At 55.4% G+C, this 20912-nt stretch carries 21 protein-coding genes; 19 read left to right on the top strand and 2 right to left on the bottom strand.

Annotation, left to right across the window (positions count from 1 at the left end):
* Positions 1–31 precede the first annotated feature (31 nt).
* On the top strand, positions 32–1126 hold the full coding sequence (locus tag E308F_RS01015) for a sugar ABC transporter permease (protein ID WP_253256548.1): 1095 nt from the start codon (positions 32–34) through the stop codon (positions 1124–1126).
* Positions 1127–1270: 144 nt separating this feature from the next.
* On the opposite strand, the gene E308F_RS01010 is transcribed toward E308F_RS01015, so the two are convergent.
* Positions 1271–1618 (bottom strand): cupin domain-containing protein, encoded by a 348-nt coding sequence (locus E308F_RS01010; protein ID WP_141262830.1) that lies wholly within the window; start codon positions 1616–1618, stop codon positions 1271–1273.
* Between the two features lie 209 nt (positions 1619–1827).
* Between E308F_RS01010 and E308F_RS01005 the strand changes: the two genes are divergently transcribed.
* The 4 genes from E308F_RS01005 to E308F_RS00990 all read left to right on the top strand — a co-directional run bounded on the left by E308F_RS01005 (position 1828) and on the right by E308F_RS00990 (position 6335).
* Positions 1828–3051 carry a DUF438 domain-containing protein gene (locus E308F_RS01005; protein ID WP_172613794.1) on the top strand — a complete coding sequence of 408 codons (1224 nt, stop codon included), beginning with the start codon at positions 1828–1830 and terminating at the stop codon, positions 3049–3051.
* A 355-nt stretch (positions 3052–3406) separates the two neighbouring features.
* Positions 3407–4600, top strand: a complete 1194-nt coding sequence (locus E308F_RS01000; protein ID WP_141262828.1) for a quaternary amine ABC transporter ATP-binding protein — start codon at positions 3407–3409, stop codon at positions 4598–4600.
* A gap of 2 nt (positions 4601–4602) precedes the next feature.
* Positions 4603–5463 carry an ABC transporter permease gene (locus E308F_RS00995; protein WP_141264057.1) on the top strand — a complete coding sequence of 287 codons (861 nt, stop codon included), beginning with the start codon at positions 4603–4605 and terminating at the stop codon, positions 5461–5463.
* An 8-nt stretch (positions 5464–5471) separates the two neighbouring features.
* The gene (locus tag E308F_RS00990; RefSeq protein WP_141262827.1) at positions 5472–6335 is read left to right on the top strand and encodes a glycine betaine ABC transporter substrate-binding protein; all 864 of its coding nucleotides are present in this window, start codon (positions 5472–5474) and stop codon (positions 6333–6335) included.
* Positions 6336–6474: 139 nt separating this feature from the next.
* Here E308F_RS00990 and E308F_RS00985 read toward each other — a convergent pair whose 3' ends face one another.
* Positions 6475–7047 (bottom strand): hypothetical protein, encoded by a 573-nt coding sequence (locus E308F_RS00985; RefSeq protein ID WP_141304831.1) that lies wholly within the window; start codon positions 7045–7047, stop codon positions 6475–6477.
* Positions 7048–7155: 108 nt separating this feature from the next.
* Here E308F_RS00985 and pcrA point away from each other — a divergent pair, with 108 nt between their 5' ends.
* The 14 genes from pcrA (at position 7156) to E308F_RS00915 (ending at position 20845) form a co-directional block, all read left to right on the top strand.
* On the top strand, positions 7156–9342 hold the full coding sequence (gene pcrA, locus E308F_RS00980; protein ID WP_172613793.1) for a DNA helicase PcrA: 2187 nt from the start codon (positions 7156–7158) through the stop codon (positions 9340–9342).
* Between the two features lie 13 nt (positions 9343–9355).
* Positions 9356–11359, top strand: coding sequence for an NAD-dependent DNA ligase LigA (gene ligA, locus E308F_RS00975; protein ID WP_141262824.1), 2004 nt, complete (start codon positions 9356–9358; stop codon positions 11357–11359).
* A 55-nt stretch (positions 11360–11414) separates the two neighbouring features.
* Positions 11415–11672, top strand: coding sequence for a CopG family transcriptional regulator (locus E308F_RS00970; RefSeq protein ID WP_141262823.1), 258 nt, complete (start codon positions 11415–11417; stop codon positions 11670–11672).
* Complete coding sequence (locus E308F_RS00965) at positions 11662–12111, top strand: PIN domain-containing protein (protein ID WP_141262822.1); 450 nt, start codon at positions 11662–11664, stop codon at positions 12109–12111. The genes E308F_RS00970 and E308F_RS00965 overlap by 11 nt, the downstream gene beginning before the upstream one ends.
* Positions 12112–12199: 88 nt before the next feature.
* The gene (gene gatC / locus E308F_RS00960) at positions 12200–12484 is read left to right on the top strand and encodes an Asp-tRNA(Asn)/Glu-tRNA(Gln) amidotransferase subunit GatC (protein ID WP_141262821.1); all 285 of its coding nucleotides are present in this window, start codon (positions 12200–12202) and stop codon (positions 12482–12484) included.
* Positions 12485–12501: 17 nt separating this feature from the next.
* The gene (gene gatA, locus E308F_RS00955; RefSeq protein WP_141262820.1) at positions 12502–13965 is read left to right on the top strand and encodes an Asp-tRNA(Asn)/Glu-tRNA(Gln) amidotransferase subunit GatA; all 1464 of its coding nucleotides are present in this window, start codon (positions 12502–12504) and stop codon (positions 13963–13965) included.
* 1 nt (position 13966) lies between these two features.
* A complete protein-coding gene (gene gatB, locus E308F_RS00950) occupies positions 13967–15397 on the top strand; it encodes an Asp-tRNA(Asn)/Glu-tRNA(Gln) amidotransferase subunit GatB (protein WP_141262819.1) in 1431 nt (476 codons plus the stop codon).
* A gap of 12 nt (positions 15398–15409) precedes the next feature.
* The gene (locus E308F_RS00945) at positions 15410–16102 is read left to right on the top strand and encodes an HAD family hydrolase (protein ID WP_141262818.1); all 693 of its coding nucleotides are present in this window, start codon (positions 15410–15412) and stop codon (positions 16100–16102) included.
* A gap of 89 nt (positions 16103–16191) precedes the next feature.
* Positions 16192–16941, top strand: coding sequence for an XdhC family protein (locus tag E308F_RS00940; RefSeq protein WP_141262817.1), 750 nt, complete (start codon positions 16192–16194; stop codon positions 16939–16941).
* A 147-nt stretch (positions 16942–17088) separates the two neighbouring features.
* Positions 17089–17406 (top strand): XdhC family protein, encoded by a 318-nt coding sequence (locus E308F_RS00935; protein ID WP_141262816.1) that lies wholly within the window; start codon positions 17089–17091, stop codon positions 17404–17406.
* Between the two features lie 3 nt (positions 17407–17409).
* Complete coding sequence (locus E308F_RS00930) at positions 17410–17946, top strand: cupin domain-containing protein (protein ID WP_141262815.1); 537 nt, start codon at positions 17410–17412, stop codon at positions 17944–17946.
* An 85-nt stretch (positions 17947–18031) separates the two neighbouring features.
* Positions 18032–19393, top strand: coding sequence for a selenium cofactor biosynthesis protein YqeC (gene yqeC / locus E308F_RS00925; protein WP_141262814.1), 1362 nt, complete (start codon positions 18032–18034; stop codon positions 19391–19393).
* A 68-nt stretch (positions 19394–19461) separates the two neighbouring features.
* Entirely contained in the window at positions 19462–20259 is a 798-nt protein-coding gene (yqeB, locus tag E308F_RS00920) for a selenium-dependent molybdenum cofactor biosynthesis protein YqeB (RefSeq protein WP_141262813.1), read from the top strand.
* Between the two features lie 130 nt (positions 20260–20389).
* Positions 20390–20845 (top strand): phosphatidylglycerophosphatase A family protein, encoded by a 456-nt coding sequence (locus E308F_RS00915; RefSeq protein ID WP_172613709.1) that lies wholly within the window; start codon positions 20390–20392, stop codon positions 20843–20845.
* Positions 20846–20912: the final 67 nt, after the last annotated feature.

The following is a 20912-nucleotide window of genomic DNA, read 5'->3' as shown; positions in this document are numbered from 1 at the left end:
TTTAAGTAGAATAGATGTGCGCGCTTATACAATGATATTAGCCTTGCTGGGTATATGGGCTATTTTCACTTATACTACCCAGGGTGCTTTTTTAACTTCCCGTAATCTATCAAACCTCTTCAGGCAGATGTCAATGACTTCTATTTTAGCGATTGGTATGGTCTTTGTTATAGTCGCCGGTCATATTGACCTTTCCGTAGGTTCGCTCATGGGACTGACCGGAGGGGTAGCGGCAATTTTACAGGTCTGGTACGGGTGGCAGACCATTCCCGCCATTTTGGTAAGCCTTTTAATCGGCTTGCTGGCCGGCTTATGGCAGGGCTGGTGGGTAGCCTATAAAAAGGTTCCTGCTTTTATTGTCACTTTGGGCGGTATGATGATATTCCGGGGAATTCTTATAGGAATTAGCCATGGCGAAACTGTATCGCCTCTCATGGATAGTTTTAAACAGATAGGCCAATCTTATGTACCTGAAAATATAGGCTTCTTGCTAGCAGCACTCGGCATTATTTATGTGACCTATGTTACTGTAAAGCAACGGTATACTAGAATAAAGTACGGTTTTACTGTGCCTTCTTTAACTCTGGAAATAATGCGCACTACTTTTTATGCCGTTCTTATTGGCCTTTTTGTCTATCTACTGAATGATTACCAGGGTATACCTGTACCCGTCCTTATCGTAGTGGTGATGGCACTTATTTTTACGGGTTTGGCGACGAAGACACGCTTCGGGCGTTATGTCTATGCTATTGGTGGCAACAGTGAAGCAGCACGCTTATCCGGTATTAATATTCGCCGTAATGTCCTGGCTGTTTTTGCTCTCAGTGGGTTAATGGCTGCCCTGGGCGGCATCCTGTTAACAGCAAGATTGAACGCTGCTTCAGTAGCTGCGGGTCAAATGGCTGAGCTTGATGCTATTGCAGCGTGCGTTATTGGTGGTACAAGCCTCATGGGCGGCACAGGTAGTATTGGTGGGGCGATTATAGGAGCACTTGTTATGGCCAGTTTAGATAATGGCTTGAGTATGATGAATACCCCGCCTTTCTGGCAGTTTATAGTTAAAGGCTTGATTCTCGTGCTGGCGGTATGGATCGATATTGCAACTAAAACAAGGGCTCAAAATTAAGGGAAACGGATTATATTCGTCAAAGAAAGCCGGAGCATCTCCTGGAAGAATTAAGGGCCTCAATGGCAGCTTGCTTTGAGGCCCTAATTTATATTTTTCATTCCGGTCAGGAATTAACTGCCCAAGATATCGCGGCGAGTTATCTCAAGACCGGATCATGGTCAGGACCATCTTGAAATTTGTTAGCGCTCGCAGGGCGTGGGGCTGGTTGGCGGGCATGATTACGGCCTCCCCCGTCTTTACATGGAGGGGCCTGCCGGAGATGGTAATTTCCACTTCCCCGTCCAGCACGTACACCAGGGCGTCGTAGGGCGCCGTATGTTCGCTCAGGCCCTGGCCGGCAGCGAAGGCGAAGAGGGTTACCGTACCTGTCTTTTTATCAATAATCGTCCGGCTGACGATAGAGCCCTCCTGGTAACCGACCAGCTCGCTTAAAATGGCCGCCCGAGCTTCAAGGGGCTTGCTGTCAGCCTGTTTCTTATCCGGCTCCATTTCCTTCACCTCTACTTTGTTGTGAGATTTTTACTTGTTTATTATACCACCGGGAAGGAAGGAATAAAATAACAAAATAGTGCGAACAGTGCCCGGCGCCGACCTTGGCGTGCAAGTAAAGAGGGCTTTTTTGAGTGCGAAGATGTATAACCCGGACTTTGACCGGGGAAACATTAAATATATATATAACGCGAAAAGGAGAAATGGTCGTGAGTGAACTGCTGGATGCCCGGGAAGAGCGTCAGGAAATTTTAAAGGGGATTATCCGGGATTTACATGCCGGTAAGGACCTGGAAGAGCTGAAACAACGCTTTGCTAGGCTGATTCGTAACGTCAGCCCGGGTGAAATTGCGGCCCTGGAAAGCCGGCTCATAGCCGAGGGCATGCCGGAAGAGGAGATCAAGCGCTTATGCGATGTTCACGTCGCCCTGTTTAAAGAATCCCTGGCCGAACAGCAGGTGGATACCACCCCGCCCGGCCACCCCGTCCACACCTTCCGCCTGGAGAACGAGGCCATACGCAGCGTGGTGGAGGCCCTGAAGAAGCTCCTGGGGGAAATTAAGACGGCAGATAAGGAAGGCCGGGAAGTTTTCCGGCGGCGGAAGGAAGAAATTAAAAAAGAGCTGGCCCGCCTGGCGGAAATCGACAAGCATTTCCTCCGCAAGGAGCACCAGCTGTTTCCGCTGCTGGAACGGCGGGGAGTATACGGCCCGCCCAAGGTCATGTGGCAGCTCCACGACGACATCAGGGCTATGTTGAAAAAGGTAACCCGTGCCGTGGATGAAGATGATCTGGCTACTGTTATCAACCAGGGAAACGAACTGCTCACGGCTATAGCGGAAATGATTAATAAGGAAGAAAGCATCCTCTTCCCCATGGCCCTGGAAAAACTTACACCCTCCGACTGGGTTGAGGTACGCCGGGGTGAAGAGGAAATAGGCTACGCCCTGGTTTCTCCCGGGAACGAATGGCGGCCGCGCCAGGCGGCCGGAACCGCCCCGGATGCGCAGGAAAAAGAAGGCCCGGCAGGGGCAATCGAGTTAGCTACCGGCAAGTTGACCCAGGAACAGGTGAACCTCCTTTTAACCCATTTGCCTGTAGATATCACCTTTGTTGACGAGAATGACAACGTCCGCTATTATTCCGCCGGTAAGCACCGCATTTTTACCCGCAGCCCGGCTATCATCGGCCGTAAAGTGCAGAACTGCCACCCCCCGGTCAGCGTTCATGTGGTGGAGAAGATTCTGGCCGAATTCCGGGACGGTACCAAAGACCAAGCTGAATTCTGGCTAACCATGAACGGCCGTTTCATTCATATTCGTTATTTCGCCGTACGCGATGCTGAGGGTCGCTACCGGGGCGTGGTAGAGGTCACTCAGGACGTGACGGACATCCGCGCCCTGGAAGGAGAAAAGCGCCTGCTGGACTGGTAGGGAAGAAAAAACTCTGGCTTAGCCAGAGCTTTTCTGTGTACGCCCGGTATGGGCGTTGACTTGGTGGTGAAAGTCCGCTGCGGGCGGGGGAGCGCCAGCCTTCTAGAGATAGGCAAGGGTGCTTTTAAGCAACCAGGACCACTCCTTGCACGAGGGCCGGTTTTTGATGGCCATCTCTCCATCTAAGGAAGGATAGGCGAGGATATGGGAACTATGGTCAGCATATTTTAGGTATTTTTTACTCCGGGTTTTTGCCAAGAGCTTTTTACCGTTGATATACTGGAAAGTAGGTGTTTTTAACTTGACTATTCGTTTTAAATAATAATGATGATGATGAAAGGGGTGAATTGGGGATATGACAACCAAGGTGTCGGCCCAAAATATATATAAGATATTTGGACCTAACCCCGAAAAGGCTTTGAAGTTGCTGGAGCAAGGAATGAGCAAAGAGGATATTTTCCGTAAAACTGGCCACACCGTGGGGGTCAATAATGCCTCTTTCGATATTGAAGCCGGTGAAATCTTTGTTATTATGGGCCTCTCCGGAAGTGGGAAATCTACCCTCCTTCGCTGCGTCAACCGCCTTATCGAGCCAACCCGGGGTAGGATGCTCATTGATGGTGAAGATATTCTCCAGATGAACGAGGATCAACTACGTACCATCAGGCGTAAGAAGATGGGCATGGTTTTTCAACGGTTTGCCCTCTTTCCCCACCGGAATATCATTCGCAATGTAGAGTACGGGTTGGAGATACAGGGGGTTGATCCCGGCGAGCGGCGTCGGCGTTCCATGGCGGCCCTGGAACTGGTGGGGCTGGCAGGGTGGGCCGAGAGCTATCCTCACGAATTGAGCGGCGGCATGCAGCAGCGGGTTGGATTAGCTCGGGCCCTGGCCAACGATCCCGACATCCTGTTGATGGATGAAGCTTTCAGCGCCCTGGATCCATTGATTCGTAAGGAGATGCAGGATGAACTGTTGGATTTGCAGGCCAAGATGAAAAAGACAATTCTTTTTATAACTCACGATTTGGATGAAGCATTAAAAATCGGCGATCGTATAGCGGTGATGAAGGACGGTGTAATTGTTCAAATCGGCAGACCGGAAGAGATATTGACAAATCCCGCTAGCGACTATGTGGCGGAATTTGTTCAAGATGTAGACCGTAGCAAAGTATTGACCGCAGGCAGTATCATGAAAAAACCCGAAGTGATGATCTCGACCAAGGACGGCCCCCATGTAGCGTTGCGGAAAATGAGGGAGATGGGCCTTTCCAGCGTCTTTGTGGTAGATAAAGAACGGGAACTGCGGGGACTAGTGACGGTCGATAAGTTGATTCGCCGGGAAAACCTGGAGAAAAAAGATCTAAGTGAATTGATAGAAACAGATATTCCAACCACTTCACCGGAGACGCCGGTACGGGACCTCTTTGGGATGGCGGCTGAAACCAAAGTCCCTATTGCCGTGGTGGATGAGAAGAGGCGCCTGCTGGGTATAATTGCCAGGGTGCACATCCTGGCAGCCATGGCCGGAGAGGAGGTTGGTTCATGAGTATGATAGGTTGGGAGTTTCGTTTGCCCGTAGGCCAAGCCTTTGAAATCCTGGTTAACTGGCTGAATGCTAATTTAGATGTGGTCTTTAATCTTATTACCGTGGTTCTAAATACGCTGGTAGTGGCTTTGGAAAATGGCCTGGGGCTGATACCTGTTCCGTTGATGGTGGCTTTAATGGCGCTCCTGGCATGGCGGTTGGCCGGCCGGGGTCTGGCTATTTTTACAGTCATTGGTTTTACAGTTATAGCTGGCATGGACCTATGGACCGAAACCCTCCAAACCCTGTCCCTGGTGATTATATCGACCCTGGTGGCCCTGGGCATTGGCATACCCTTAGGCATCTGGGCCTCCCGGAGCAATTTGTTAAACAATTTGCTGCGCCCCATCCTGGATTTCATGCAAACACTGCCGGCTTTTGTTTATCTTATCCCTGCTATTCTTTTCTTTACCGTCGGCCGCGTGCCGGGAGTGATTGCCACCGTCATCTTTGCTATGCCTCCTGCTATCCGCCTTACCAACCTTGGTATTCGTCAGGTGCCGCAGGATGTCATCGAGGCGGCCCACGCCTTTGGTTCCACCAGCAACCAGCTCTTAACCAAGGTGCAGCTCCCCATGGCCCTGCCGACAATAATGGCCGGGATTAACCAGACAATTATGCTCGCCTTGTCCATGGTAGTAATTGCTTCTATGGTCGGGGCTCCTGGCTTGGGAAAGGAGGTGTTGTACGGTGTAACCCAGCTGGACATTGCCACTGGCTTTGAAGGCGGCCTGGCCGTGGTGCTGGTGGCGATGTTTTTGGATCGGGTAACCGAATCGCTGGGGAAGGGCGGCCATTCTAAAGGCAACGCCAATCAACACTAAAGGAGGTTATTTTATTGCGAGCTTTTAAAAGGAGTGTCATTTTAGTCGTTGTTTTAAGCTTAATAGCCCTGGCGGTGGCCGGGTGCAACAAGCCCGCTCAAAAGAAAAAAATTACGTTGGGGTATGTAAGCTGGGCGGAAGGGATTGCCATGACCCACTTGCTGGAGGCTATTATTGAAGATAAACTGGGGTATGAAGTAGAAACGGCCCAGGCGGATGTAGGTGTTGTATTTACCGGGGTAGCCAAAGGGGATTATGATGCCTTTGTCGATACCTGGTTGCCGGTAACTCACGAGAGCTACATGGCCAAAGTAAAAGATCAAGTGGACAACTACGGCACAGTTTACGAAGGGGCCCGCATTGGTCTGGTGGTGCCTGCTTATGTAAACATTAACTCCATCGAAGAAATGAACCCTGTGAAAGATAAGTTTAAAGGTAAAATCATAGGCATCGACGCCGGGGCAGGTATTATGAAGGCCACCAACAAAGCTATTCAGGAATATGGCCTTGATTACGAATTGGTCGCCAGCAGCGAGGCGGCCATGACAGCCAGCCTCAAAGACGCTATCGACAAAAACGAGTGGGTGGTAGTTACCGGCTGGACTCCCCACTGGATGTTTGCCCGCTGGGACCTGAAGTTTTTAGAAGACCCGAAGGGTGTCTATGGCGCAGCCGAGCGCATCGACAAGATAGCCCGCAAAGGTCTGGAGAAAGACGCCCCGGAAGTAGCCAGGCTATTAAAGAACTTTAAAATGAATGACCAGCAGCTTGGCGTACTGGAAGGTTATATTAACGAAGGCATGGAGCCGGTGGAGGCCGGTCGCCGCTGGATGAAAGAAAACGCGGACGTGGTTGAGAGCTGGTTGAAATAAACGGGGGTAAGATAAAATCTACTTCACTGGACCTACTAAAAGCTAGTAGGTCCTTTTTAATGTATGCCCGGGATAGTATTGAACCTCATGATGTGGACCCGCATGCCGGGTGGAAGGAGGGGCGGGGATAACCGCCCCGTCAAACTCGATTTTCAGGTGGGTTGAGGCCCATCTTTAGGACCTGGGCCAGCATACGGCCGGTAAACTGCTGGAATTCCGGGGTGCGAATGAGGTTCCACACTAATTGTAAGGATGAAGCCGGCAGCTGCATAGAAGTGGTGCTGGTGGTACTGGTGGCCGGAGTCAGGCCCAGTTCCTTTTCCAGGGTGCCTTTAGCGATGTTAACAATGTTACCGGTTGTCTCGATACCGGTATCAGCATACAGCAAGAAAGCCCGGATTTTTTCGATCCAGACCCGCAACTCATCCAGCAACTGGTTAACGGTGCCGTTTAAAATAGCTTCCCGGAATAGGGCCTGGCTGTGGGCGGCCAGGGTCAGGGGCTGGCCATGGCCTGGCGTTGGGCAGGGCGGCTCTTCTTCTGCGGGTGCAGGAGTACTGTCTGCCAGCTGGTTGGAGACGCTGGCATTTTTACCGCCTTCCTGGTAATCTTCTTCCAGGCCGGTCAGTGTAGCCGCGATGTCTTTCTCTTGCTGAGGAGCATTCAGGCGGAATACTTGCTTCTCTGCGTCCCTTATAAACAATTTGTTCACCTCACATATACTTTATTATCTTCTGCATTATATGCAGCACTGTCCTGGATGGAGAGAAAGAAAAGAACCGCGTAGCAGGTTTTTTATCTATCGGGGCGAATATAAGTTATGTTTAGGAGTGTGAAGATCTTGGCAGACTTTATGGCCTTGCTTAACAAGCCCCAACAAGAAGCCGTAAAGCACCGCGGTGCGCCCCTCCTGGTGCTGGCCGGTGCCGGGAGCGGCAAAACCAGGGTTTTGACCTACCGGGTAGCCTCCCTGATCCAGGAAGGGGTGGCACCGGAAAATATCCTGGCGGTGACCTTTACCAATAAAGCGGCTCAGGAAATGAAGGAACGCCTGGAGGGGCTGGTGGGTAACGCGGCCCGGCGCCTCCAGGTCAGCACCTTCCACTCGGCCTGTGTGCGCATTTTAAGGCGGGATGCCCACCTGCTAGGTTACCGGTCCAATTTCACCATTTACGACACCGATGACCAGCAGGCGCTCATTCGCGAGGTATTAAAGGAGTTAAACCTGGATGAGAAAAAGTTCCCGCCCCGCTCGGTAGCCCATGTTATCAGCAATGCTAAAAACTCCTTGCAGACACCCGAACAATACCTCGGCTGGAGTGCCACTGTAAAAGAACAGCAGCAGGGCACTATCTACCGTCGTTATCAGGAGAGGCTTAAAGCCGCCAATGCCATGGATTTTGATGACCTCATCATGCAGACGGTGGCCTTATGGCAGAATAACCCCCTGATTTTGCGTTACTATCAGCAGCGCTGGCAGCATATCCTGGTGGACGAGTACCAGGATACCAACCATGCCCAGTATGTCCTGGTGCGCTTGCTGGCCGGTAAAGGTGAAAACCTCTGCGTCGTCGGCGACCCGGACCAGGGCATTTACGGCTGGCGCGGGGCCGACATTGGTAATATCCTGGCCTTTGAAGAGGATTTCCCCAATGCCCGGGTAATCCTCCTGGAAGAGAATTACCGTTCCACCCAGCCCATCCTCAAGGCGGCCAATGCCGTTATCCAGCATAATGTGGGCCGCAAGGAAAAGCGCCTCTGGACGCGGCGGCGGGAAGGGGAACTGCTGCACCTCTACAGCGCCGCCGATGAGCGCGATGAAGGCAATTATATCGCTGCTGAAATTTACCGCCGCCACAGCCAGGAAAGCCGGCCCTTCAGCGATTTTGCCGTCCTCTACCGTACCCATGCCCAGTCGCGGGCTTTAGAAGAGGCCTTCCTCCAAGCGGGTATTCCCTATGAAATCGTCGGCGGCCTGAAATTCTACCAGCGGAAAGAGATCAAGGACATCCTGGCCTACTTGAGGGTGATAGCCAACCCCGATGACGCCACGAGCCTCTTAAGGATAATCAATGTCCCGCGGCGGGGCATCGGCGAAACTTCCCTGGCCCGCCTGGAAGCCTTCGCTGCCAGCAGGGCCTTAAGCCTTTACCGGGCTTTACAACAGCTGGAGAACATCCCCGGTATTCCCGCTAAAGGCCGGCAGGCACTCCAGGAAATGATAACCCTCCTGGATAACCTGCGCCAGCAGCAGGAAAACTTAACAATAACGGCTATGGTGACCGCCATTTTGCGGGAAACCGGTTACCAGGCGGAGTTAGAAGCGGAGAAAACGCCGGAAGCTCAGGCGCGGCTGGAAAACCTAAAGGAGTTCCTGACGGTCACCAGGAATTATGACCAGGGTAGTGAAAAACCTGAGCTCGCCGATTTTCTGGCCCAGGTGGCCCTGGTGGCCGAAAGCGATACCTACAGCGGCGGTAACGCCGTGGTCTTTATGACCATGCATACGGCCAAGGGCCTGGAGTTCCCGGTGGTCTTTCTGGCGGGCCTGGAGGAAGGGGTCTTCCCCCACTTTCGCTCCCTGGAGGACCCGGAGGAAATGGAGGAAGAACGCCGTCTCTGCTATGTGGGTATGACCAGGGCGAAAGAAGTCCTCTACCTGACCCATGCCTGGACCCGCAACCTTTACGGCAATACCATGAGCAACCCTCCTTCCCGTTTCCTGGCGGAAATACCGCCTGATTTAATCGCCAGGGATGGACAGGCGGGGCCGGCAAGTCCCGGGGGTGGTATGACCGGCCGCCAGCAGAGCCGGCACGGGAACGAGACGGCTCCCCGGGTCCAGTATGACTGGCAACTGGGGGATAAAGTCCAGCATAATAGTTTTGGCCTCGGCGTTGTTGTAAAAATCAGCGGCGAAGGCGAGGATACAGTTATCAGCGTAGCCTTTCCCGAAAAAGGTATCAAGCACCTCATGGTCCGCTACGCTCCCGTTAGGAAGGTGTAAGGGGAGGTAATACATGGATATCCAGACTGCCCGGCAGAGGGTTGAAGAACTGCGGCGCCTGATCGAAGAACACAATTACCGCTACTACGTCCTTGACCAGCCGGTGATCAGCGACCGGGAATACGACGCCCTGATGCAGGAATTAATAGCCCTGGAAGAGACCTACCCGGAACTACTGACACCGGATTCCCCCAGCCAGCGGGTAGGCGGGGCGCCCCGGGAGGATTTCAATCCCGTCCGGCATCCGGAAGTTTTATTGAGTTTAAATGACGCCTTCAATGAGGGCGATTTGCTGGATTTCGACCGCCGCGTGCGGGAAATAACCGGCGGCGAGGTGTCCTATCTTATCGAGCCCAAAATAGACGGCCTGACGGTTGCCCTCACCTATATTGACGGGGTTTTTAGCCTGGGGGCCACCCGCGGTGACGGCCAGGTAGGGGAAGAAGTGACGGCGAATCTACGGACCATCCCGTTGCTCCCCCTGCGCTTGCGGCGCCCCCTGCCCCACCTGGTAGTGCGGGGGGAAGTTTACATGCCCAAGGCAGCTTTTGCCCGCCTGAACGCCGAGCGGGAGGAGGCCGGGGAGCCCCTTTTCGCCAACCCCCGCAATGCCGCGGCCGGTTCTCTGCGCCAGCTGGATCCAAAAGTGACGGCCGGCCGCAATTTAAGCCTTTTTGTCTACCAGGTTATCAGCGTCACCGGGGCACAAGTTACTACCCAGGAAGAAGCCCTGGAATTTTTGGCCGGACTGGGCCTGCCCGTCAACCCCTACCGTTTTCTGGCCCCCGACATCCGGGCCGTGCTGGCAGAAATTAAAAACTGGACGGCGGAGCGCCGCGCTGCCTTACCCTATGAAATCGACGGCCTGGTGATCAAGGTTAATGACCTGGCCCTGCACCCCGTCCTGGGAGCGACGGCCAAAGCGCCGCGCTGGGCCGTGGCCTATAAATTCCCGGCCGAGCAGGCGACGACCCGGGTGGAAGGGATTATCCTCCGGGTAGGGCGTACCGGCGTCCTGACACCAACGGCTATTTTAACGCCGGTGCGCCTGGCCGGAACTACCGTCAGCCGGGCTACCTTGCATAATGAAGACTACATCCGGCAAAAGGACATCCGCATCGGCGATACGGTAGTTATCCAGAAGGCCGGCGACATCATCCCGGAAGTGGTGGAGGTTCTGCCTGAACATCGTACCGGAGCGGAAGAGGTTTTTACCATGCCGGAGAAGTGCCCGGCCTGCGGCGCGGCAGTCACCCGCCCCCCTGGAGAAGCAGCCCACCGCTGCACCGGGGGGTTAGCCTGCCCGGCTCAGGTTCTGGAGGGGATCATCCACTTTGCCTCCCGGGGAGCCATGGACATCCAGGGCCTGGGTCCGGCCATCATTTCCCAGCTCCTGGAGGCCGGCCTCGTCCGTGATGCGGCCGACCTCTACTACCTGAAAAAGGAAGACCTGTTAAAACTGGAGCGCTTTGGTGAGCAGTCGGCCAGCAACCTCATTGCGGCCATTGCCGCAGCCAAGGACAGGCCCCTGGAACGCCTGCTTTTCGGTCTGGGCATTCGCCATGTGGGCGAGCGGGCGGCGCGGACCCTGGCCAGCCACTTCGGCTCCCTGGAGAAGCTAATCGCGGCTTCAGAGGAGGAATTGACTTCCCTGCCCGATATAGGCCCCCGTATTGCTGAGAGTATCCGGGAATTTTTTGCCGAACCAAGAAATCTGGCCGTCCTGGAGAAGCTGAAAAAAGCCGGGGTACGGATGGAAGCTGAAAGAGCGGCCGCTCCGACCGGGCCTTTAAGCGGCAAGACCTTTGTTATCACCGGCACCCTGCCGGGCATGACCCGCCAGGAGGCAGAAGAGCTCATTACCCGCGCCGGGGGCAAGGTTGTAAGCAGCGTGAGCAAAAAGACCGATTACGTGGTAGCCGGCGAAAAGCCGGGTTCCAAGTACACCCGCGCCCTGGAACTAGGGGTGCCGGTAATAGATGTTACAGAGTTAAAGGAATTATTGAAGGAGGTATAGTTGAATTAGCAGATAATGTATAATATAATGTACAAGCGAAAGAGGTGAAAAACTAATGGAACGTATGATACGTAAGCAGTTATATCTCAATGCTGAACAGAATTTTATTCTAAAACAAAGGGCCAAGGAAATGGGGATAACAGAAGCGGAACTGGTCCGCCGTGCAATTACCAGTCATATAAGTACCGCTAAATGGCAAAAAAAAGATGTTAGAGCGTGGGAGGAAGAAAAAAAATTTATCCAGCAATTAATTAAACAAGGACCGGCTAAAGGACAGCGCACATGGAAGCGGGAAGAACTGTATGAACGCTAGCATATTTGTTGATACCAATGTTATGGTATATGCCTATGATCGTTCTGAACCAGAAAAACAAGTAAAGGCCCTACAAATCCTTGATTTATTAGCGACCAGGAAGATAGGTGCCATCAGTGCGCAAGTTCTGGCAGAGTTTTTTGTTACTGTAACCCGTAAAATTAAAGAACCATTAACTTTAGAACAGGCACAAAAACGGATTCAAAATTACCTTGCTTCTTGGACCGTTTTAGATGTAACGCCGTTAATTATAATTGAAGCCGTACGGGGTGTTCGCGAATATCAACTATCATACTGGGATGCCCAGATATGGGCTACGGCCCGTCTTAATCAAATTAGTACTGTTTTTAGTGAGGATTTTGCCACTGGTTCTATTTTAGAAGGCATTTCTTTTGTTAATCCCTTTGCAGCAGATTTTGATCTCGCCTCATGGCTTTAAAACTTTTAACTCGGAGCAATTGCTCCCTGATGCTCCGTTTGTTATAATTAGGCAAAAACCTTAACTTAAAAAGGTGGTTATATTATATATGCCTATCACGACAGCCGAGGTAGAACACGTCGCCCTGCTGGCCCGCCTGAAACTCACTCCCGAAGAGAAGGCGGCCTACACCGAACAGCTAAATGCCATCCTGGAATATATGGATAAATTGAACGCCCTGGACACGGAAAATGTGGAGCCTACAGCCCACGTGTTGCCCTTGCGCAATGTATTCCGCGATGACGTAGCGCGGCCCGGGCTACCCCGGGAAAAGGCCCTGGCCGGGGCACCGGCAGCCAGTGAAGGGCAGTTTAAAGTGCCGCGGGTAGTTTAGACCGGGAGGTGTGGAAGATGGATTTACACTATTTGACCGTCCATGAGCTGGGCGATCTTTTACAGCGCCGCGAGGTGAGCGCCGTAGAGGTTACCGAAGCCATGCTCGAGCGCATCGAGGCCGTCGATGGCCGGGTGCAGGCTTATCTAACCCGGACGGCCGAAGAGGCCCTGGAGCAGGCTAAAGCCGTTGATGCGGCCCGCGCCCGGGGCGAGGACCCTGGTATTCTAGCCGGCGTGCCTATGGCCTTAAAGGACAACCTCTGCACCGAAGGAGTGCGGACGACCTGCGCTTCCCGGATGCTGGCCGAGTGGGTACCGCCCTATGACGCCACCGTGGTCCGACGCCTCAAAACGGCCGGGGCGGTAATACTGGGCAAGCTCAATATGGACGAGTTTGCCATGGGTTCCTCCACGGAAAACTCCGGCTTTTTCCCGACCCGTAATCCCTGGGACCTGGAGCGGGTGCCGGGGGGGTCCAGCGGCGGTTCGGTAGCGGCCGTGGCCGCCGGGGAGGCCTGTTATGCCCTCGGGTCCGATACCGGCGGTTCCATCCGCCAGCCAGCCTCCTTCTGCGGCGTCGTCGGTATGAAGCCGACCTATGGCCGGGTATCGCGCTACGGCCTGGTGGCCTTCGCCTCATCCCTGGACCAGATCGGCCCTATTACTCGGGATGTCACCGACTGCGCCCTGGTCCTGGGGGTCATTGCCGGTCATGATCCCTCTGATTCCACCTCGGCCGACCTGCCGGTACCTGATTACCGGGCGGCTCTGCAACCGGAAATTAAAGGCTTAAAAATAGGTGTACCGCGGGAGTATTTCGGCGCCGGCATAGAACCAGAGGTTGAGAAGGTCGTCCGCCGGGCCATTGCCAAACTTGAGGAAATGGGGGCCATTTGCGAAGAGACTTCCCTGCCCCATACGGAATACGCCCTGCCGGCCTATTACCTGGTGGCCCCGGCGGAGGCTTCCTCCAACCTGGCCCGTTATGACGGTGTCAGTTACGGCCTCCGGGTGCCGGGCAAAGACATCATTGAAATGTATATGAACACCAGGAGCCAGGGCTTTGGACCAGAGGTAAAGCGGCGTATTATGCTGGGCACCTACGCCTTGAGTTCGGGCTACTACGACGCTTATTACCTGAAAGCCCTGAAAGTAAGGACCCTTATTCGCCGGGATTTCGAAGCCGCCTTTAGCAAATACGACCTGCTGGCAACACCGACATCGCCTACAGTCGCCTTCCGTTTAGGAGAAAAAGCAGGGGATCCCCTGGCTATGTATATGTCTGACCTCTGCACTATTCCTGTTAATATGGCCGGGTTGCCGGCCCTCTCCATCCCCTGCGGCTTTAGCCAGGGGCTGCCCGTTGGCCTGCAGTTGATCGGTAAAGCCTTTGATGAGGCAACCCTGCTGCGGGTAGCTTACGCCTTTGAACAAGCTACCGAATATCACCGGCGGCGGCCGGAGCTGGGAGTGGCTTAAAGTGGAATACGAAGCAGTAATTGGCCTGGAAGTCCATGTGGAGCTGAAAACCAATGCCAAGGCTTTCTGTGGCTGTACCACGGCCTTCGGCGGTGAACCCAACACCCATGTCTGCCCCGTCTGCCTGGGTCTGCCGGGAGTGCTGCCGGTCATTAACCGGCAGGTGGTGGAGTTCGGGCTAAAGACGGCCCTGGCGCTGAACTGCCAGGTGGCAACCTTCTGCAAGTTTGATCGCAAGAATTATTATTACCCGGATCTACCCAAAAACTACCAGATATCCCAGTACGACCTGCCCCTGGCCAGGGGGGGCCATTTAAAGATTACCGTTGACGGCGAAGAACGGGTTATCGGCATCACCAGGGTGCATATGGAAGAAGACGCCGGCAAGCTAATCCACGTCGACGGTCCCGACGGGGGCTATTCCCTGGTAGATTACAACCGGACGGGGGTGCCCCTTTTAGAGATCGTTTCCGAGCCGGACCTGCGCTCACCGGCCGAAGCCCGGGCTTACATGGAAAAATTGCGAACCATCCTCCAGTACCTGGACGTGTCCGACTGCAAGATGGAGGAAGGATCGTTACGCTGTGATGCCAATGTGTCGGTACGGCCCCGGGGTAGCCAGTCCTTCGGTACCAAGACGGAAGTAAAGAATCTGAACTCTTTCCGCTCTCTGCAGCGGGCCCTGGAGTATGAGATTGAGCGCCAGATTGCCATCCTGGAAAGCGGCGGCCGGGTGGAGCAGGCCACCATGGCCTGGGATGAGAATCGCGGCGTGACGTATGTCATGCGCACCAAGGAAGAAGCCCAGGATTACCGCTATTTCCCTGACCCCGACCTGGTGCCCTTAGAGATTGATGCCGCCTGGATCGAGCGGGTGCGCAGGGAGCTTCCCGAGCTGCCCGACGCCCGCTGCCGCCGCTTGATTGACGATTATGGCCTGCCGGCCTACGATGCCGGGGTGATTACCAGCTCGCGGGATCTCGCCGATTATTTTGACCGGGTGGTGGCCCTCTATCCCGACGCCAAGACCGTCAGCAACTGGATCATGGGCGACTTCCTGCGCCTTTTAAATGCCGGCAACCTGGAACCGGGACAATCTCCCGTACCGCCGGAAGAAATGGCGAGTCTCTTGCAACTGCAAAAAGAAGGGACCATCAGCGGCAAGATTGCCAAGCAGGTCCTGGAAGAGATGTTTGCCACCGGTAAAGGGGCGCGCCAGGTAGTCGAGGAAAAGGGCCTGGTCCAGATCAGCGATGTGGCCGCCCTGACGCAGATTGTCGAGGAAGTCCTGGCCGCCAACCCGGGTGTGGTTGAGGATTACCGCAACGGTAAAGACAAGGCCCTGGGCTTCCTGGTGGGCCAGGTGATGAAGGCCACCAGGGGCAAGGCCAACCCCGGTCTGGTGAACCAGCTGCTGAAGGAACGGCTGTAAGGGGTGAGGGTTTTGTTCGCCGGCGTACTTTTTGATTTTGACGGCACCCTGGTGGATACCTCCGAACTGGTGATCAAGTCCTTCCAGCATACCCTGGCGCCATACCTGGGACGGACGGTAGCCCCGGAAGAGATTTACCCTTATTTTGGCATCCCCCTGCGGGACGGCTTGAGCGCCTTTGTACCCGGTCAACCCAATCTCGTAGAAGAGATGATCCCCATTTACCGCCGCTTCAGCGAGGAACATTTTGCCACTCTGGTACGGCCCTGCCCGGGGGTGCGGGAAGGCCTGGAAGAGCTCCGGGCGGCAGGTATCAAGCTCGGTATCGTTACTTCTCGCGTGCGGGATACCACCCTCTATGGCCTGCGCCTTTTCAACCTGGAAAAATTTTTCCCGGTAGTTGTTACCATGGAAGACGTGCGCAGCCACAAGCCGGCCCCGGAGCCGGTCCGGCGCGGTCTCGAGCTATTACAGCTTGCTCCAGCTGATGTAGCAATGATCGGCGACAGCCCCCACGATATTCTGGCAGCAAGGGCGGGTGGGGTAACGAGCGTGGCAGCAGGGTGGAGCAGGATCCCGCGGGAACGCCTGCTGGCCGCCCGTCCGGACGCTTTCGTAAATACCATGGCGGAGTTTGTAGATTTTTGCCTGGAAGGCAATTTGGCAGCGGCCGATGTTTGCGGCCGCCTCTCTCATGAAGGCTGACCATGAGCCCCCCGGTAAGCGGAAAATGTTTTGGGAGTCAGGTTAAGAGGCCTGCAAAAGTTTAGGTTGACGGAGGAAGGAGAGCAGCCATGGATAAATTGGCCTTTTTCCGGCAGCTGCTGGCGGCCCTGGAGGGTCAGCAGCCGGGGGTAGCCGCTATGGTAGTTAAAGTAGAAGCAGGCCTGCCGGGAGTGGCACCTGGCAACCGTTTCCTATGGACTCCGGAGGGTCATTACGGCAGCCTGGGATCGGTAAATCTGGAAGCCGCTGTAGCTGAACGGGCCAGGGAGGTTTTAGCCGGGCGCCGGCCCCGGTTGGAAACCATAGACCTGGATGCGGGTAGCGTAACCCTTTTCCTGGAACCGGTGCTCCCCGAACCGGAAGTTATCGTCCTGGGGGGCGGCCATGTGGGCCAGAAGGTTGCTACAGTTGCCAAACTGGCCGGCTACCGGGTAACCGTAATTGACGACCGTCCTGACTTCGCAAATCGCGCCCTTTTCCCAACAGCCGATAGAATAATTTGTAATAACTTTACGGCGGCCCTGCAGGATATTAAGATCACTCCAGCCACTTTTATCGTTATCGTCACCCGGGGGCACCGCTATGATTATGACTGCCTGCGGGCCGTAATCGCCTCCCCGGCGGCCTATATCGGCATGATCGGCAGTCGGCGGCGCGTCCAGGGGGTTAAAGAACGCCTGCTGGCCGAGGGTGTAAGCGAAGCGGCCCTGGAGCGAATTCATGCTCCCATCGGCCTGGACATCGGTGCTGAAACGCCGGCGGAAATCGCCGTCAGTATCCTGGCGGAGATTATCCGGGTCTACCGGCGTGGAGCTTAAATCTACCGCCCCTCTTTAAGAGCCGGCGGTTATTTTTTGGCAGCGAAAAAATAAGGATAAAGATCGCCGGCGAAGAAGGAAAAGAGTTAAATATGTTGTAATAAATACTTAAGGAGTTCAGTTGCCTTAAGCGGGGGAGCCCAGAAGGTGGACCGGGAACTTATTCGAGGGGCGGTTAAATTAATAGAGCAGGGAAAGCCTTGTGCCCTGGCTACTATAATCCGGGTCAAGGGTTCGGCGCCCCGGGAAGCCGGCACCCAGATGCTGGTTACCACCGGGGGCCAAACCCTGGGAACCATCGGCGGCGGTTGTGCCGAAGCGGCCGTTCGCCAGCGGGCTTTGCTGGTCCTGGAAAAGGGGGAGCCGGAAATATATCACCTGGACCTGACGGCCGACACGGCTGCCGACGAAGGCATGGTCTGTGGCGGGATTATGGATGTATTTATCGAGCCACTGGGAGGGTAAAGAGTGCTTGGAGAGAAGATACGCAACTTACGCCGGGAGCGAGGCATGAGCCTCAAGGAGGTAGCGGAAAAAACCGGCCTTACTTCCAGTTTTTTGAGCCAGGTGGAACGGGATCTGGCCGATCCCTCTATTACCTCTTTACGCAAAATTGCCGAGGCTCTCGATATCCCTATTTTTTATTTCTTGTTAAACCATGAAGACCACAGCCCGGTAGTGCGGAAAGACCAGCGCAAGGTCCTGCGTTTTCCCCAGTCCCATTTGACCTATGAACTCTTGTCGCCGGATTTAAACCGTAAGATGGAAGTGATGATGGCCCGCCTGGAGCCGGGAGCGGCCAGCTGCGACGAGCCCCTGGCGCACCCGGGGGAAGAGTGTATTGTCGTCCTCGAGGGAATTATGGAAATCGACATCGGCGGGGAAGTATACCGGCTGGAAGCGGGGGACAGCATCTACTATTACGCCTCCATCCCCCACAAGCTGTGGAGTGTCGGCAACGAAGACCTGGTCTTTATTTCGGCCATTACGCCCCCCCAGTTTTAGAATCCCTGATGGAGGCCGGCGCCCTTAGCTGTTTATAATGCCGGTTTATTATTTATGTAAGTGTTCTTTTTGGGGGATTTTTTCGATGCGCTTATACCAGGCCCTGGGGTTGCAGGCCAGAGAGATCATTACTGTTGTCGGGGCAGGGGGTAAAACCTCGGCCCTTATTTGTCTGGCCCGCGAACTGGCAGCCGCGGGGCGCCGGGTTGTTGTTGCCCCGACCACAAAAATGCTTTTAAGCCAGCTCCGGCAGCTGGCAGAACCGGTCATTACCAGCGATACCGCCAGCCTGGCAGCAGGTGTGGCAACCGGTCTAAAGAGGGGGAATCTGGTCACCTGCGGGTCTGGGGTTACTGACCAGGGCAAGGTTAAGGGCCTGGACGCGGCAGGCGTAACGGCGCTGGCAGAACTGGATATTGATTACCTCCTCCTCGAGGGAGATGGAGCGGCGGGAGCCCTCCTCAAGGTCCCGGCGGGCCACGAGCCGGTCATCCCGCCGGTAACAACCATGGTGGTGACGGTGGCCGGCCTGCCGGTGCTGGGGCGGCCCCTGGCTGCCCCCTTTGTCCATCGCCCCCGGCTGGCAGCAGGGCTGCTGGGACGGGAAGAAGGCTTCCTGGTGACGGCGCATGATGTGGCCCGGCTCCTGGTCCATCCTCGCGGCGGGCGTAAAGGGGTGCCACCGGCAGCGCGATGGGTGGTTTTGTTAAACCAGGCTGAAGATTATGAACTGCTGCGGGCGGGCAGGTCCGTGGCCGGGGCCGTCTTCGCCGCCGGCGGCGAGAAGGTTATCCTGGGTGCGGTGGCCACCCCGGCGCCGGTGCGCCAGGTAATACTGCGACAGGCAACGAGAACGCCCGCGCCGGTGGGATTAGTTGTCCTGGCCGCCGGGGCCGGGGAGCGCTTTGGCGGCGGCAAGCAACTATTGTCAATAGCCGGCCAGCCTATGGTACGACGGGTGGTAGCCACGGCCCTGGCAGCTTTACCGGGGAATGTTGTCGTGGTCCTGGGTCACGAGGCCGGCAGGGTGGTAGCGGCCCTGGAAGGCTTACGGGTAAATCTGGCTTACAACCCCGGCTACCGCCAGGGCCTCAGCACCTCCCTGCAGACCGGGCTGGCCGCCCTCGGGCCGGAAAGCCGGGCCGCCCTTTTTGTCCTGGCCGACCAGCCGGGAGTCACGCCGGAAGTCATCACCCGGTTGTGTGACGCTTACCGGCAGGGAGGGAAAAAGATTATTGTCCCCGTTTACCAGGGACGGCGGGGCAATCCGGTTCTCATCGACCGCGCTCTCTGGCCGGAAATCATGGCCCAGCAGGGAGATGTGGGGGCCAGGGAGATTATCCGGGTTCATCCGGAGGAAGTGCTGGCGGTAGAAGTGGACTGCCCCGGAGTGGTGCAGGATATCGATACCCCGGCTGATTACCAGGACTGGCTGGGGAGGCAATAACTTTTGCCAAAAAGCGGGTCGATATTTCTACCAACACCTCTGATTTCTAATTTACAGGGGGCAGGAAAGTGCGGCATCTGGTGGTTATCAAAGGGGCGGGGGACCTGGCCAGCGGGGTGGCCCACCGTCTCCATCAAGCCGGTTTTCCGGTAATCATGACGGAGATACCCCGGCCAACGGTAATCCGCCGGGCCGTGGCCTTTGCGGAAGCGGTTTATTCCGGCGCCGTTACTGTAGAGGGAGTTACGGCCCGCCTGGTGACCGGCCCGGAGGAGGCCCTGACGAAAGCCACGCGGGGAGAAATTGCCGTGCTGGTGGATCCCCGGGCCGGGGTTATTGCGACCCTCCGGCCGGAAATTGTCGTAGATGCCATCATGGCCAAGACCAACCTGGGGACAAGTATGGAGCAGGCTCCCATTGTTATCGCCCTGGGGCCTGGCTTTACGGCCGGCCGGGACGCCCACGCGGTAGTGGAGACCAGGCGCGGTCATTATCTCGGCCGGGTCATCTGGCAGGGCGAAGCCCTTCCTAATACCGGTATCCCGGGTGAAGTCATGGGCTATACCGAAGAAAGGGTCTTGAGGGCGCCGGCAGATGGAATATTTATGGGTTGCAAGGCAATCGGTGACTTGGTAACCACCGGCGAAACAGTGGCCATGGTTGGCGAAGTGCCCTTGCCGGCGCGGATCAGCGGCGTGCTGCGGGGTATCCTCCACGACGGCCTGGAAGTCACCAGAGGAATGAAGGTCGGCGACATCGACCCCCGCGGTGAACGGGACTACTGCTTCACCATTTCCGATAAAGCCCGGGCCATCGCCGGGGGTGTGCTGGAGGCTATTTTGCACCTGCGGGAAAAGCTGCGGTAAAAATAATGAATTTATGTTATAATAGGGTTACTTCTTATAACGAGGGGGGACAGGAGTAGTGAGTGTGGCACAGCCGAAGGAAAATCAATATGCCAGTTCCCTGCTGCTCAAGCAGCTGGCCATAACCTGGATGGAACGGCGGGGGGTATCGCTGGAAGATATCGCCTGCCTGGTATATGAAGTCCAGCAAAAATATATTCCTAACCTTACCATGGCCGCCTGTCGCGAAAGCGTTGAGCGGGTGCTGGAAAAGCGGGAGGTCCAGAACGCCGTTTTTACCGGCATAGCCATTGATGAGCTGGCCGAAAAAGGGCAACTGGCCGAACCCCTGGCCACCATGCTAAAGAGTGACGACGGCCTTTACGGCATTGACGAGGTGTTGGCCCTGAGCATCATCAATATTTACGGTTCCATCGGTTTTACCAACTTCGGTTACCTGGACAAGGTCAAGCCGGGCATCATCGGCGTGGTCAACAGCAAGAAAAACGAGAAGGTCAACACTTTCCTCGATGACCTGGTGGCCGCCATCGCCGCCGCCGCTTCCTCCCGCCTGGCCCACCGCGACCGGGACGGGCTGCTGAAGTGAGGATGAAAAAAACCCTCCTTTTTAGCAATAAAAGGAGGGTTTATTTTTTCCACGTCGAACTATACCA

This window comes from Moorella sp. E308F, from assembly GCF_006538365.1.
In the GTDB taxonomy this organism is placed as follows: domain Bacteria; phylum Bacillota; class DSM-521; order Neomoorellales; family Neomoorellaceae; genus Neomoorella.
Note: the sequence above shows the minus strand (reverse complement) of the source record. Positions and strands in the feature narration are given on the sequence as shown.

Excerpts from the sequence above, each read along its gene's own strand:
- gatA (WP_141262820.1), top strand. The coding sequence starts at position 12,502 with ATGGATTTACACTATTTGACCGTCCATGAGCTGGGCGATCTTTTACAG.
- E308F_RS00970 (WP_141262823.1), top strand. The coding sequence starts at position 11,415 with ATGGAACGTATGATACGTAAGCAGTTATATCTCAATGCTGAACAGAAT.
- E308F_RS01000 (WP_141262828.1), top strand. The coding sequence starts at position 3,407 with ATGACAACCAAGGTGTCGGCCCAAAATATATATAAGATATTTGGACCT.
- E308F_RS01015 (WP_253256548.1), top strand. The coding sequence starts at position 32 with ATGATATTAGCCTTGCTGGGTATATGGGCTATTTTCACTTATACTACC.
- gatC (WP_141262821.1), top strand. The coding sequence starts at position 12,200 with ATGCCTATCACGACAGCCGAGGTAGAACACGTCGCCCTGCTGGCCCGC.
- yqeC (WP_141262814.1), top strand. The coding sequence starts at position 18,032 with ATGCGCTTATACCAGGCCCTGGGGTTGCAGGCCAGAGAGATCATTACT.
- pcrA (WP_172613793.1), top strand. The coding sequence starts at position 7,156 with ATGTTTAGGAGTGTGAAGATCTTGGCAGACTTTATGGCCTTGCTTAAC.
- E308F_RS00965 (WP_141262822.1), top strand. The coding sequence starts at position 11,662 with ATGAACGCTAGCATATTTGTTGATACCAATGTTATGGTATATGCCTAT.
- E308F_RS01010 (WP_141262830.1), bottom strand. The coding sequence starts at position 1,618 with ATGGAGCCGGATAAGAAACAGGCTGACAGCAAGCCCCTTGAAGCTCGG.
- E308F_RS00940 (WP_141262817.1), top strand. The coding sequence starts at position 16,192 with ATGGATAAATTGGCCTTTTTCCGGCAGCTGCTGGCGGCCCTGGAGGGT.
- ligA (WP_141262824.1), top strand. The coding sequence starts at position 9,356 with ATGGATATCCAGACTGCCCGGCAGAGGGTTGAAGAACTGCGGCGCCTG.
- E308F_RS00995 (WP_141264057.1), top strand. The coding sequence starts at position 4,603 with ATGATAGGTTGGGAGTTTCGTTTGCCCGTAGGCCAAGCCTTTGAAATC.
- E308F_RS00915 (WP_172613709.1), top strand. The coding sequence starts at position 20,390 with ATGGAACGGCGGGGGGTATCGCTGGAAGATATCGCCTGCCTGGTATAT.